The following is a 13,768-nucleotide window of genomic DNA, read 5'->3' as shown; positions in this document are numbered from 1 at the left end:
CATAATCATTAATTCGACAGCAAAATTTTACATATCTATTTCTTATCAGAAAGATTTACTTTCCATAGACACAAGAATTTTTACACCCTCATTTTTGCAGATATCCGGCCATTGATTTCATTCTGCCTGCAAACGTTTTCTCTAAGTGACGTTTCCGCATAAAACAAAGTTTTTCATAAAAACAAGCCGGAACTTTACCACTGTAAAATGCCACTACATATATTATACGAATCAAACCACCTAAATATCACACAATCGTAAAAAAATTTTTTATATTTGCCAGTAAAGTCATTCCTGTAAGAAAAGCCATCATAAACCCTGCTGCCAGAACCCCACCTCTTTTTACCAGCAAATGGGTTCTTTTTCGTTTTTCTGTCTCCAAACGCAGGACTTCCATTTTCCTGTTCCAATCTTCAAAATTTATGATCGCATCTTCAGAATATCTTTCTCTGTACTGACCTTTTCTCTTCAGGCTTGCCATCAGGTGATCATATCCGGCCTTGATTTTCTCCTCAGCTTCCGGTTCTGATTCCTCCTCAGGGTCTATACCAGCAGACCGTAATAATCCTGCTTCCATCTCTTTCGCTTCCCGGATATATTGCTCTTCCAACAGTTTGTCTGCTTCTTCATCACTTATTTTTTTTCTCATTTTATACTCCCTTATCCCTTCTGTGCTTTTTCTTGACATTTTCTCCCCATAGGTTCATATTAGTAAGAGAGATACAGCCTGCCTTCAGGCTGACTATTGTATTCAGAAATTATCAGGAGGCTTTTTATGAAACATATCGTACTCACCGGCGGTGGCACTGCCGGACATGTTACTCCAAATATTGCACTCATTCCACGACTGAAAGAACTGGGATATGAAATTTCCTATATCGGTTCCTATGAAGGTATCGAGAAAAAGCTGATTGAAGACATGCACATTCCATATTACGGAATCTCTTCCGGCAAATTAAGACGTTACTTTGATGTTAAAAATTTTACTGATCCTTTCCGCGTTATAAAAGGATTTGGTGAGGCCAAAAAATTATTAAAACAGTTAAAACCGGATGTGGTTTTTTCCAAGGGAGGATTCGTAACCGTACCGGTTGTAATTGCAGCCCGCAAATGCCATATTCCGGCCATTATCCACGAATCAGACATGACACCCGGACTGGCAAATAAAATATGTATACCTTCTGCCGCAAAAGTATGCTGTAACTTCCCTGAAACCGTGCAAAGCCTCCCTGCTGACAAGGCAGTCCTCACAGGTACTCCTATCCGCGCAGAACTGTTAAACGGTGACAAAGAGGCCGGACGAAAATTCTGCGGTTTCAGTTCCGATAAACCAGTTCTGATGGTTATCGGCGGCAGTCTGGGTGCAGCATCCGTTAACCAGAACATCCGTCTTATCCTTCCTGAACTTTTGAAGGATTTCCAGGTAATCCATTTGTGCGGCAAGGGCAAACTGGACGAAAGTCTTGTCAATACAGAAGGTTATGTACAATATGAATATATCAGGCAGGAACTGGCTGATCTGTTTGCTCTGGCCGATGTTGTCATCTCCCGTGCCGGTGCCAATGCCATCTGTGAAATCAAAGCCCTGAATAAACCTAATCTTCTGATTCCGCTCTCTGCAAAGGCAAGCCGCGGAGACCAGATTCTCAATGCCCGTTCCTTCCAGCGTCAGGGCTTCAGCATGGTTCTGGAAGAAGAAGAAATTACAGACAAATCTCTTCTCAACGCAATCAGAGAGCTTTACCATAACCGCCAGTCTTATATTGACGCAATGTCCGGCAGCAACACCATTGATTCTATTGAAAAAATCACTGATCTGATCCAGGAATTATCATAAGACTGCAGTTCACAGCAATACTATAACTTCTGATATTCTTTTAACAGCCATCGCTTCGTTCGCAGAACAATATTATTCACATTATTTTCAGTAGTGTGAAACTGCTCTGCGACGATGCGTGATGGAATATGATAGATTTTCACCCTTACATATATTTCATAATTTCGTTTATTTTTCTTTCGAAGCTTCCGGAAAATAAAATGTAAACCGTCTTTTGTACTTAAAGCCTCTATGCTCTCTTCCACATTATCACAGCCTGATATCGCTTCGTTATTTTCCAGCAGCTCAGAACTGGCATACTCATGCTGCCTGTATCCTTTTTTACAATAATCTTTAGCTCTGTTTACAGACATTTCCCTGATCATCGCACCCATGGTTTGCCTGTTAACTTTATCTTGCTCCATGTGGTATAAGGTTTCAAATATATCCTGACAGACATCCTCTGCCTCAGCTTCGTTTTTCAAGATCGTCTTCGCCGCACGCAATGCAATACCACGGTATCTGGCATAAAATTCCCAAAATTCCGCGTCATCCATATCAGCTGAACTGTGCCTTTACCTTCTCCAGAATTTCCTCTTTTGCCTCATCAGTAAGAGTTCCCGGTGTCCATGTAATTCCTACAGAATCTCCATTATATCTCGGAATCAGATGCATATGAAAATGGAACACTGTCTGTCCTGCACATTCTCCATTATTCTGCACAATATTAAAGCCATCACAATGTAATGCACCAGTCATGACACGTGCCATTTTTTTTGCCAGGATCATTGCTTTTGCTGCCAGTTCGTCTGAAATCTCATAAATATTTGCGGCATGAGCCTTTGGCAGGATCAGTGCATGTCCCTTGCTTGCAGGGCCCAGATCCAGAATCACTCTGAAATTCTCATCCTCATAAAGAGTTGCTGCCGGAATTTCTCCACCGGCGATTTTACAGAAAATACAATTATCCATTTTTAATTCCTTCTTTCTATTTTTCTGTGTCGATTTTGTACGAATTTTCCACTGCGAAACAGATTGCGAAGCTTTGGTCTGCAATGATACACTTTTTTCTGAGGTGATCATATATGCAGACAGAAACTATACAAGAGTCAGCAAAATTAAAGCAGAATTTTCAGTTCACACTTTCCAGGCTTGGACATGAAATCCGTAATCCCATAGCCCTCATAAGCAGTGAACTTCAGCTCATGGCCTCTTCCCATCCGGAAGTATGCCGGTTTGAACAATGGGATGATCTCATGGACAATCTGGATTACATAAAAGAGCTATTAAATGAGCTGTCAGATTTCAGTCATTCAGGAACGGTCTCCCTTACCCCGGTAAATATCACAGAATTCCTCAGTACAATCATCGCCTGTGAAAAACATACACTGGATTATCTGGGTATCACTCTGGAAACTCATCTGGAGCCCATCTCCTCCCCTGTACTGATTGATCGTATAAAAATGCGTCAGGCTCTGCTGAATCTCTTCCGGAATGCCTGCGAAGCCATAGCAGCACCAAGGGGCAGAATTACTGTCCGCCTGACAAGAGTTGATGATTGTATCTGTATCTCTGTGGCAGATAACGGATGCGGGATGACCAGGGAACAGATACAGAAAATCTTTACACCCTTTGTCACCTACAAGCCATCCGGCACTGGTCTCGGCCTGGCAGTAACAAAGGAAATCATCACTGCACATCACGGAAGTCTGACCGTAGACAGCGCCCCAGGCCAGGGCTCTGTCTTTAGGATTTTTCTAAAATAAATCCTCACTATTCCGAAGATTTTTTCCCGGATGATACAAAAGCATGCATAAGAGAAAGCCACAGATCATACCACCCACATGAGCCGCATTATCCACTCCCTCACTGGCAAATCCAAAGTAAAGAGAGAATCCAGTCATAATAAGGATCTGCCTGAGGGAAAGATCCTCTAGCCTTCCTCTGCCTCGGATCACCGCATAGACCATGGCTCCCATCACTGCAAAAACAGCGCCGGAAGCTCCTGCCGAAATACCAAACTCTCCGGTACCCATTTCCAGGAACATACTAAGGATATTCCCTCCGATTCCACCCAGAAGATAGATCAACAGATATTTAATCCCACCGGCCGTACGCTCCATACGCCCACCCAGTACAAATAATACCAGCATATTATTCCCCAGATGTCTCGGTCCAAAATGAAGAAACATACTGGTAAACAATCTGTAGAATTCTCCATTGATCACTGCAGGTGTATACGCAGCCCCACACTGAAGCATATGTCCGGTGTTTTCTGTTCCACCGGTAAATTCTACAACCAGAAAAACCAGTACATTAACAAGGATCAGAAATACTGTCACCGGTTCTTTTTTTAATTCTTCCACACCTGACCTCTTTTCATCCTGTTTTATCCTGCTGTCACAGCAATTCATAAATATCAGATCAGGGATTAGATATCTTACATCCCTTCCCTCATCATATAAATTGTATCAAAAAATCCTGATTTTTCAATCTTATTTCAAAAATATATATCTTGCCTGGGCAAAATCTACCTCATCCTCTTCCTGCAGCCGATATTCTTCCTCAGGAAGCAGAAGTCTTCCGTTCACAATCGTCCCGTTTCTGGAGTTCATGTCAGATAAATAATATTCTTCCTCTCTTTTCCTTATTTTGGCATGAATCCGGCTTACTGTAGGCAGATCGATCACTGCATCACAGGCGTTTTCCAGTTTTCCTATCACTGTCAGTTCCTCCTGCAGATAGATAGGAGCCAGTTCTCCGGGTTCTCTGCTCACCAGACTTGCCGGTCCCGAAACAACTCCTGCAGACAGTACCACCGTCTCACCAAAATCCTCCTCCTTTTCCTTGTGTAGACTTTTTTTCTCCATCATCATTTTTATAGTATCATCTGAACCCTCCTGCAATATTTCGTTTACCGGCGGCCGAACAAACTTTTCCGATAACTGTGACTTTTCCCTGCTCTCCTTCTGTGGTTGTTTATAAACATCTTTTGCCTTTCGGATTATCACTACAGCCAGCATAATCCCACCCATTCCTGCCAGCACAATACCCAAAAGAACACTTATATCCTGATGAGGAAGATATCCCCCGGAAATCGCCATGGTAACACCTGCCAGAGCCAGCAATATCAAAACAAATACTGCCACTTTTTTTCCAAATAATTTATGGCTGTCTGTTTTTTCTGCCTTGTCTTCCCGCCAGAAATTCTCCGACATTCCAGATGACTGCATAAGGTTTTCTTCTCCGGTTTCCTGTACAGATATTTCCCGGGAATCTTTTTCTGTTTCTGTCTTTATTTCTTCTTTATTATTCTGTTTACGATATAATTCTTCTTTAATATGCTCCAAATGAAAACTGTTTTCCATAGTTCTTCTGTAAACACCATACCCAAGGACCACAGCCTCACCATCTTCATGGTCAATCTTCGGCAGTATATATTCAATCAACAGCTGAAACTGTTCCTTAATATCTTTGTCGTATCCCGGCATCAGACAGAAAAAAAGTTCCTTTTTTTCATAGTCTGCAAAAATATACTGCGGCTTCAGAACCAGCTGTGCAGGATTGATCAGGTACTCCGCAGCTTCCTCCATAACTTTGACAAAGCCTCCAAAAATCAGCCGAAGATCTTCAATTCCCATTTTTTTCTCTTCATATAAGGTGCTGACCGCCTGTTTTGAGGTAATATCAAAATACATCATAAATTTCCCATCCACCCCCTGAATCCTGCATTTCAGAAGAGAAGGTATAATGTTCCCCACCAGCATACGAACCTGATAAGAATCCGTATTAATATCTTTCTCACCATATAGAATCAGATAGTTATGATTCATATCTCTTTTATATTCTGCTTTCACCCTACTCCCCCGTTCCTTCAAGTACTGCTTTTGCAGCTCTGATCTTACGGATATGACTTACAGGATCTATGATTTCGGCTTTGCCCTCTGTTCTCATATGCCAGTTCAGCCCTCCATAAACAGATATTGTATCCAGATCATAGGTAACCTGTACTTCCTTTCCCACATTGGTCTGAGTTGTCAGGTTTTCCGCTCCGAAAAATCCGGTACTTCCCAATTTCTCGCTACACATTTTGGCAGTCTCATATACCTGTCCGTTTTTCTTATTTCCTTCCATGCTCCCGCTCAATGCAGATTCATAGGCAGCCGCTGTAAGCCATGCTCTGTTATGGACAAAAAAACTCAGATAAATCGTACCAAAAAGTACCAGCAGAATTAAGGGCATAACGCATGCAGTTTCCACTGTAAAACTTCCCTTTTTTATCTTTTCCACCATATTCCTACCTCCACAAAAACAATTTTCCCAGATATCCCAGCATCAGAAAAGGTACAAACGGAATTTCCGTATTTCCTTTTTTACGAAATAACCACAGCAGAATACCTGCCCATACCGCGCTGATCAACATAGCTGCAAACAGCATGGAAAAAAATTCTTCTGGCATCAGGACTGTGCCCAGAGCAAGCAAAATCCATCCGTCCCCCATTCCCATAGACCCTCTGGTAATGACACTTATTCCAAGAAAAGAAACACCTGTCATTATGGGCAGAAGCCGTTCTATAGAAACAATTCCCCTGTACACAGTCCAAATCATTCCCGCTGTCGCCAACATGGCAGCCAGTACCAGTGATATTTCTCTTTTTTTAATATCCAGCCAGGAATTCAGGCCCAAAAAGACCAGCACGCAAAACTCTCTCACAATTACGCCTCATCTCCCATCATTTATAACTATTCTCTTAGATATGACTTATGTCTTCCTCAACTCTGTCTCTGCAGTCTGTCAGTTTCATCCGCATCTGCTGCAGCATTTCATCCCTGAAGTTTCCGTTTCCTTCACCATCCTGACTGTGCGTTTTAAGCCACTGCATGTCTCCAGGTTATGATAATGATTTCCCTGCTCTGTAACAAAAACCACACCTGCAGGCTTTTGGTTTCTACTGCAGGTCTCACAGGCAGTATAGTGTTCTCCATACTGATTATTTGCAGCCAAAACAGAAGTACCGGGAATCTGTTTTAACGAAACATTGAGATAACTACAACCGGGATCCTTATGATATACACTTCCAGATTCTGTAATATAAACCATCTTTTCCGGTGTACTTTCATTTCCACTGTCCCCTTCAAAAGTTCTCCCTGTCCAGGCATGCACTTTTACATGATTGTAAATCACAACTTTTGGCAGGGGAACCAGACCGCCAAAAGGCTCATAGCTGTAAATATCCGGCAGAGTAATATCCTCCGCGCTGCTTTCTCCTGTAAGGTACGCATACATTCCGGCCTGTTTCGCCTTTGTACATAACTGACTAAGATGCTCCGTCTGTACCTTATAAATATCCATAAAGCAGATCATGGTCAATATTCCCATAAAAAACAACGGTAATACAAATGCAGTCTCAACTGCCAGACTGGCCCTACGCCAGCCAGAGATGCAAAAAGATGCCTTTACAGAAAGCTCACATCTTTTTTTCGGGGGGAAAAAGAACAGATTTGTACGAAAACTTAGAGAGCGGTTTCTCCTTTCATAGATTATTTCTTTTTTCAGAACATTTCTTATACTTAGTTTATTTCTTCTTTTCTTCTTTTCTTTCTGTAAAAGCACCTTTTTGCACCTCTTTTCACTATTCATAGCAATATTGACGTATCACCTGAAAATCTTTCTTTTTATTTGCCTTCACATCAGCAAACGCTTCCAGTGCCACAATGCAGGAATCCATACAGAAATTCTTTCTTCCTTTCTCCCGGATTGTATTCTCGATCATATCCATAGCACGCATTACCTTTTTTTCTTTGGATACTGTCAAAACCAGCACCTGCAGATAATCTTTATAAGACATTCCCTTCTCGTCATTTCTCCGCATAGAATCCAGTCCTTCCATAAGATCAGGAAGGTTTTCCAATGAAATCTGCCAGTCCCCAGAGGATTTTACCAGCGGGATCCTCCCCCCTGCAAACAATTCCCTGACATCTAGTACGCTTTCCGCAAAAGCCCAGCACAAAATCAGAGCTGCCTCAATAATTACAGCTGCCGGCGGAACCAGAAATCCTGACGCAATGGCTGTTGCCAGCGCCTGAGCCTCTGATCTTTTCACATTATCCGCCATTAAACATGAAAAATTCACTCCTTCCCGGATAAATAATAATTTAGATGCTACTGCTTTCAGATTGTCCTCGTCACTGTCTTTCCCTCCGAAAACATATTCCATCTGATATGCCAGTCCGGCTGAAGAAGGCTCTGCATAGCTTCCCAGATGCTCCATAAGATACTGCTGAAAAAGGACTTCTGAAGTATAACTGTTTTCAACCGTCATTCCATCCGGCATCTCCATACCCTGCTGCAGACCTCGCCCGGAAACAAGAGTTCCTTTCTCAATCTCCTTTGTTGACAGCCCATTTCCACCTGGCAGTACTAATTCCAGTACTCCCCTTTTCATAATTCTTTTCATAATAGTGATGGGATTTTTTGCAGGTGGAGCCTGTGGAACGATCTGTGTATCTCCGCTTCCAAACTCTTCCCCTCCCTGCTCCTGATTTCTGGCTGCTTCTTCAGCCGCCTGCTGACTTTTTTCAGATGCCTGATTCATCTCTGAATCATATCGATCAATAGACCCTTTTGATTGTGCCTGATTTGCAGACTGATCTGCCTGAGCTGTTTTTTCCTGTCTTTCTGACATTCTGCCAAGGAGGAGCTGTATCCCCTGACTTCCCAGTGTTTCCTGCATATACCCTACAATCTGCTGATAAAATGCTTCTCCCTTCTGATCTGTCAGCAGCCGATATCCTGTCAATCCGCTTTGACATAGCGTAAGCTTCTGACTGTTCTGCTTCAATACAGGATTCATATAAGCTTCCAGTTCATCGCAGACAGCAGCCAGATCCAGCTGCCCACCTCCTCTGGAACCATCCAGGGCAAACAGATCATAATCTGTCAGCAGCTCTTTATCATATTGTCCAAACAATGAATATAATCCAATATCCATACCATTAAGGATCTGGGTTCTGGCTGATGCCATGCGTACTGACTCAATACTTGCACATATCAGTGACAACAACAAACTGAGGATCAATGTCAGAAAAACGGTAACGCTTCCTTTTTTTCTCATACAGAAAATGCACCTCCTCCTTGCTGTACATCAGATAGAATTACTTTGTTTCGCTATCTTGGAAAGAAGACTGTTCACCAAATTTGTGATCTGCTCTTTAAATATAATTACAAGGCCGATCAGCACCACCAGTATGAGTATAATCTCTACTACACCCACAGCATCCTCTTCCTTAACAAAATCCCATACCCATTCTTTCAGTTTCTTCATTTCTCTACTCTTCCTCCGTCTTTTCTGCAGGCATCACCCTCTGATTCCTACGCACCTCCATAAAAAGAAAGAAATGCCGGAATCATCACGATTGCCATTACTACAATCAACATCAGCATCATAGGAAACAACAGCTTAGTTGCAGCTGCCTCTCCCAGCACCCTGGCCTTTCGTTTACGTTCCTCCCAGGCTTCCACAGACTCCCGTTCCAGCATATCTGCCATCTGACGGCTTCCTTTCTGCAGATTCTGGATCAGCAGCGTAGCCAGAGTTTTATATTTTACCTGTCCACATCTTTCTCCAAATCTTCGATAAGCTTCTCCTTCGGAGACACCGCTTTCCATCTCATAACAGACTACACAGATTTCCTCATAAGCTACCCTTTTTATAGATTTTTTCTTTCTTCCGTAATCCAGGGCGATTTTCTGAAATGCTTTTCTGACCGTCATTCCCGCCTGTACCAGCAATGTAAATTTCATGATCAGCCCCGGATAATCCATCAGAAGCTCTTCCTGTCTTTTCTGGAGCTGAACCTGTTCTTCTCTGCCTTTCATTACAAGCACTATCATAGCAGCGATCAGAAATATTCCTGTCAGCATTTTTCCGGACGTATCAGCAGGGCTTATCCACTGAAGCTTTTTCCCGTTCCACTGCTCTGGCAGGTAATAATAATCAGGATCTCCCTTTTCTTCATTATAACGGGCAATTTCTTCCATGATGTCCTTCTGTTCCTGCTCCTTTGCCGTCAGCTTCTGAGTCTGTTCCTGTTCTTCCTGTTCCTGTACCTCTTTCTCCGGTATCTGTACATACAGGGTATCTGTCTTTTCTCCATCCACGGATACCACAAACTTCTTCTCATATGAACCCGTATCCTCCTTTTCCAGTCGATATCCCCGTGAATACACCTGTTCACCGCTTCCGGCTGTAAGCATCATCCCCAGAAGATTGCCTGTAACGGCTACCATTGCGAATAGCCTGATTCCTTCTTTTCCGCCAATTCCGGAAGAAGGAATCCACTTCATTCTCCACCCCAGCAGCAGAAGCAGAATAATAACAAATATAACAATATGTACCCACATCTCTGTCATTACACCTCAATATCCACGATTTTTCTGCCCATCCAATATGCAGCAGCATAAATAGCAAGGCAGATACTCATAGCGGCAATTCCAAAGGGATTTCCATAAAGAACACTTAAAAAACCAGGGGAAGTCATCTGAAGATATACAATGATTCCCGCAGGCATCAGGCTCATAATCATCTGTTCCGATTTCTTTGCAGCCAGCGTAGCTTCTATTTCTTTTTTTACATCAATCTTATCTCCCAGCATCCTGGACACCTTTTGCAGTACCTGATTCATATCTCCGCCTGTGCGCTTGGCTGTGTAAAAAACAGATGCAAAATTCTCAATATCTTCTACCTGGCTCCGCTCTCCAAAATCCAGAAACAATTCCTCCAGAGGTACACTGACATGCTGCTGGCTTTCAATATAGCGAAACTCTTCTACCACATCTGCACCTCTTCCATAAAGCCGTTCCAGATCACGGGTACAGGCTTTCACCGCACTTTCCACAGAATATCCGGCATGAACTGCCACACTTAAAGATGTCAGTGCATCTTTAAACTGATAATTCAGCCTTTTCCGTCTCTCCCGGATCAATCGGCTCTGCTGCCATTTCAGATAAAACAGACTCACTGGTACCATAAGTACAAGCAACCATACATTTCTGTAAAACAGATAATCTACTGCCATACATAAAGCAGCTGCCTGTCCCAGATATTTCACACTCTCTTTCAATGAAAAATGGTAATGATCATAATCCTTCTTTGCATAGCTTTGTTCTTTTCTTTTCCCTTTCATAGTTCAATCCCCGCTCTTTCCAATTTTTCCATATGCAGAAGATCTGCTGTTTTTACCAGCCCTTTTCCCTCCTGCCACTGGTACAACGGCCTTGTCTGGATTTCTCCTTTTTCAAAGCCACATACCTCTGTTACTTCCAGCAGCTTTCTCGATCTATCCCGCATTCTTCCCAGATGTATAAGGATATCTACCCCTGAGGCAATTTGTCTGCGAATTGCCTCCAGAGGAAGATCCACACCCATCAGAACCATTGTCTCCAGCCTTGAAAGCATATCGCGGCTGCTATTGGCATGGGCAGTAGAAAGGGAGCCCTCATGCCCTGTATTCAGAGCCTGAAGCATATCCATTGCCTCTCCTCCCCTCACCTCGCCCACAATGATCCTGTCCGGGCGCATTCTCAATGCCGACCGGATCAGATCACGGATAGTTACGGACGCTGCCCCTGCCATATTGGCCATTTTGGCTTCCAGACGCACCAGATTGTCAATTCCCCTGATACGAAGCTCTGCATTATCTTCTATGGTAATAATTCTTTCATCTCGGGGAATATATTCCGACAAAGCTGCCAGAAAAGTAGTTTTACCGCTTCCTGTACCTCCGCCGATAACCATGGAATATCTTGCCTGCACCAGCTTTTGCAGAAATCCGGCACATTCCGGAGTAATACTGCCCAAACTGGTCAGCTTCTCCATGGTAATAGGATGCTCCGGAAAACGCCGGATTGTCAGAATTGGTCCGTCTAATGCCACCGGATAGATGACCGCATTAACTCTGGAACCATTCTCCAGTCTGGCATCCACAATAGGCATGGATTCATTTACTACTCTGTTACACTTACCAACAATCTGTTGGATTACATCCTCCAGTTTTTCTCTGGAGGTAAAACTTTTGTGCCATTTCATCAGTTTTCCTGCCCGCTCCACAAAAATCGTATCCGGGCCGTTTACCATAATCTCTGTCACAGTTTCATCGTCCACCAGTTCCTGCAATACATCCAGCTTGCGGACAGAATAAAACAGCTCCTGCCGCAGCCGCACCTTCTCCTTTAATGCAAGCCTCATGCCTTCTGTCTGATTCAGGATCAGTTCATCGATCACATCCAGGATTTCCTTATCTGACAGTTCTCTGGAAAGATCCAGCTGCTCCATCAGCATCTGCCGCAGCCTTCCAAATATTTCTCTGCTCATTCTCTTTCCTTTCTCAATATCTCCCTGACATAATCTCCCAGCTCACTCCACATCAGCTGTTCAATATAGTTGGGAGAGGGTGCTGTAGCCATATGAAAGGGCGGTTTTATTTTCACTGTCTTTTCCAGGATCTGCGGAAAGTCCCAGATACGTACCAGATTCTCAAACTGCGCGATCTTGCACATTGAGACAGCATCAGACAGTACAGGCATATAAATCCTTCTACACAGGTCAAGAAGCTGAAAATTATCATCAATTCCACTTCCCATATCCAGTACGACCACCTCGTAAGAGCTTTCCGTGGTGATCATCTGAATCAGCTGCTCCCAGTCCTGCCAGGCTGTTCCCCTGATGTCTGCCGGCATCTGCACAGGGGGAATGTAATCCAGATTACCTATGGTCTGTACCATACTGTTCATCTTGTGAAGCAGATTCTGATTATCCTGTCTGACATAATAAAGAAGATCGCTCAGATTATGAGCAAATCCTTTTCCCAGCAGCTCTTCAAACCCTGAATATTCTTCCATATTCAGATATAGAACTGCCTTATCTTTTGCCAGTATCTGTCCAAGCGTCAGTGCAAAGGAGGTTTTCAGGCAGCGTCCCAGAGGTGAAAACACTCCCAGTATTTCTGTGGTCTTTTTTAAAACCCTATACTGAGGTGTTGTTTTCTTTTCTGCTCCATAGCATTCCATCACTTCACGTATCACATCTGAAGAAGACTGATATTTATATACACTGGGATATTGATCAAGCTCCGGAGGATGTACTCCCTCCGAAAGTATAATGATTTTCCCGATATCTAATTCCCGAACCTCCCGGCACATAGCCCGTCCGGAAATCAACAGCAACTCTATATGTGTTTTTTTTCCATAGGAGATCAGGTTCTCTACTGCTGTAAAAGCCTGAATCTCAAAAGGAATATTCTTCTTCTGATTCAGATAGTCCATGAAATTCAGGGCATAGTCTACCTCCAGGTCACAGACTGCGAATATATTCTTCTTCAATAGATTCCTCCTGCATACAACAAAACACTTAGAAATATGGGAACCGTAAAATGAAAATTTTCAGGAAGTGAAATATCTTTTTTTCCATAGGAAAGAATTTGCTTATTTTTTACAGTATTCTCAAGATAGCTCATAAAATATCGGATTCTTTCACAGAAATTGTGCTCAGAAATCAGAATAGCCAATGAAATGCAGGCTCCGATCATAAAAGAAATACAGATACACTTCAGAATTTCAGAAAAACCCATCACGCTTCCCAGCGCACAGAAAAGTTTGATATCACCAGCTCCCAGCATTCCAAAAACAAACAGAACGGCCAGAAACAACGGAGCTCCGCTTCCCATAAGGAAAAAACGGATTCCCGAAACTCCTCTTTCCCGGATGCAAAGAACAAATCCCACAAACATAGAGAACAGGATCCATCCATTATCAACCTTTGCCGTCCGAAGATCCATGATCATTGCGATACCGGCAATCACTACGGGAAAAAGGTAACTAAAATCATTCAGCATCACCTCACTTTTTCACATATCCTGTAAATATGCGCTATTTTCCCTTTAAAGACATAAGAT

The 13,768-nt window shown here is 43.0% G+C and carries 17 protein-coding genes; 2 read left to right on the top strand and 15 right to left on the bottom strand.

What is annotated here, in order from left to right; all coding sequences use genetic code 11:
* Positions 1-247: 247 nt before the first annotated feature.
* Entirely contained in the window at positions 248-649 is a 402-nt protein-coding gene (locus ACTNDS_RS11735; RefSeq protein ID WP_441035884.1) for a hypothetical protein, read from the bottom strand.
* A 126-nt stretch (positions 650-775) separates the two neighbouring features.
* Here ACTNDS_RS11735 and ACTNDS_RS11730 point away from each other — a divergent pair, with 126 nt between their 5' ends.
* Positions 776-1,837: an undecaprenyldiphospho-muramoylpentapeptide beta-N-acetylglucosaminyltransferase gene (locus ACTNDS_RS11730; RefSeq protein WP_173742640.1), complete on the top strand. Its 1,062-nt coding sequence runs from the start codon at positions 776-778 to the stop codon at positions 1,835-1,837.
* Positions 1,838-1,857: 20 nt separating this feature from the next.
* Here the strand turns inward: ACTNDS_RS11730 and ACTNDS_RS11725 are convergent, their stop codons facing one another.
* Together ACTNDS_RS11725 and ACTNDS_RS11720 are read right to left on the bottom strand one after the other, a co-directional pair.
* Positions 1,858-2,373: an RNA polymerase sigma factor gene (locus tag ACTNDS_RS11725; RefSeq protein WP_441035882.1), complete on the bottom strand. Its 516-nt coding sequence runs from the start codon at positions 2,371-2,373 to the stop codon at positions 1,858-1,860.
* 1 nt (position 2,374) lies between these two features.
* Entirely contained in the window at positions 2,375-2,788 is a 414-nt protein-coding gene (locus tag ACTNDS_RS11720) for an HIT family protein (protein WP_441035880.1), read from the bottom strand.
* A gap of 113 nt (positions 2,789-2,901) precedes the next feature.
* Between ACTNDS_RS11720 and ACTNDS_RS11715 the strand changes: the two genes are divergently transcribed.
* Positions 2,902-3,582, top strand: coding sequence for a sensor histidine kinase (locus ACTNDS_RS11715; RefSeq protein WP_441035879.1), 681 nt, complete (start codon positions 2,902-2,904; stop codon positions 3,580-3,582).
* Here the strand turns inward: ACTNDS_RS11715 and ACTNDS_RS11710 are convergent.
* The 12 genes from ACTNDS_RS11710 to ACTNDS_RS11655 all read right to left on the bottom strand — a co-directional run bounded on the left by ACTNDS_RS11710 (position 3,574) and on the right by ACTNDS_RS11655 (position 13,708).
* Positions 3,574-4,230, bottom strand: a complete 657-nt coding sequence (locus tag ACTNDS_RS11710; RefSeq protein ID WP_173742644.1) for a rhomboid family intramembrane serine protease — start codon at positions 4,228-4,230, stop codon at positions 3,574-3,576. The two genes, ACTNDS_RS11715 and ACTNDS_RS11710, sit on opposite strands and share 9 nt — an antisense overlap.
* Before the next feature lie 81 nt (positions 4,231-4,311).
* A complete protein-coding gene (locus ACTNDS_RS11705) occupies positions 4,312-5,673 on the bottom strand; it encodes a DUF6382 domain-containing protein (RefSeq protein ID WP_441035878.1) in 1,362 nt (453 codons plus the stop codon).
* A 1-nt stretch (position 5,674) separates the two neighbouring features.
* Positions 5,675-6,109 (bottom strand): TadE family protein, encoded by a 435-nt coding sequence (locus tag ACTNDS_RS11700; RefSeq protein ID WP_441035876.1) that lies wholly within the window; start codon positions 6,107-6,109, stop codon positions 5,675-5,677.
* Positions 6,110-6,113: 4 nt separating this feature from the next.
* Positions 6,114-6,530, bottom strand: a complete 417-nt coding sequence (locus ACTNDS_RS11695) for a prepilin peptidase (protein WP_441035874.1) — start codon at positions 6,528-6,530, stop codon at positions 6,114-6,116.
* Between the two features lie 87 nt (positions 6,531-6,617).
* Positions 6,618-7,430 carry a TadE/TadG family type IV pilus assembly protein gene (locus ACTNDS_RS11690; RefSeq protein ID WP_441035872.1) on the bottom strand — a complete coding sequence of 271 codons (813 nt, stop codon included), beginning with the start codon at positions 7,428-7,430 and terminating at the stop codon, positions 6,618-6,620.
* 19 nt (positions 7,431-7,449) lie between these two features.
* Complete coding sequence (locus ACTNDS_RS11685) at positions 7,450-8,931, bottom strand: DUF5702 domain-containing protein (protein WP_441035870.1); 1,482 nt, start codon at positions 8,929-8,931, stop codon at positions 7,450-7,452.
* A 30-nt stretch (positions 8,932-8,961) separates the two neighbouring features.
* On the bottom strand, positions 8,962-9,141 hold the full coding sequence (locus ACTNDS_RS11680) for a Flp1 family type IVb pilin (RefSeq protein ID WP_019160529.1): 180 nt from the start codon (positions 9,139-9,141) through the stop codon (positions 8,962-8,964).
* Between the two features lie 47 nt (positions 9,142-9,188).
* On the bottom strand, positions 9,189-10,229 hold the full coding sequence (locus ACTNDS_RS11675; RefSeq protein ID WP_441035868.1) for a type II secretion system F family protein: 1,041 nt from the start codon (positions 10,227-10,229) through the stop codon (positions 9,189-9,191).
* Entirely contained in the window at positions 10,229-11,002 is a 774-nt protein-coding gene (locus ACTNDS_RS11670; protein ID WP_173742651.1) for a type II secretion system F family protein, read from the bottom strand. The genes ACTNDS_RS11675 and ACTNDS_RS11670 overlap by 1 nt, the downstream gene beginning before the upstream one ends.
* On the bottom strand, positions 10,999-12,189 hold the full coding sequence (locus ACTNDS_RS11665) for a CpaF family protein (protein WP_173742652.1): 1,191 nt from the start codon (positions 12,187-12,189) through the stop codon (positions 10,999-11,001). The genes ACTNDS_RS11670 and ACTNDS_RS11665 overlap by 4 nt, the downstream gene beginning before the upstream one ends.
* Positions 12,186-13,196: a hypothetical protein gene (locus tag ACTNDS_RS11660; protein ID WP_173742653.1), complete on the bottom strand. Its 1,011-nt coding sequence runs from the start codon at positions 13,194-13,196 to the stop codon at positions 12,186-12,188. Before ACTNDS_RS11660 ends, ACTNDS_RS11665 begins: the two co-directional genes overlap by 4 nt.
* Positions 13,193-13,708, bottom strand: coding sequence for a prepilin peptidase (locus tag ACTNDS_RS11655; protein WP_441035866.1), 516 nt, complete (start codon positions 13,706-13,708; stop codon positions 13,193-13,195). The genes ACTNDS_RS11660 and ACTNDS_RS11655 overlap by 4 nt, the downstream gene beginning before the upstream one ends.
* Between the last annotated feature and the right edge of the window lie 60 nt (positions 13,709-13,768).

The sequence above is a fragment of the Blautia sp. HCP3S3_C12 genome (genome assembly GCF_052064155.1).
GTDB lineage: Bacteria > Bacillota > Clostridia > Lachnospirales > Lachnospiraceae > Blautia_A.
Note: the sequence above shows the minus strand (reverse complement) of the source record. Positions and strands in the feature narration are given on the sequence as shown.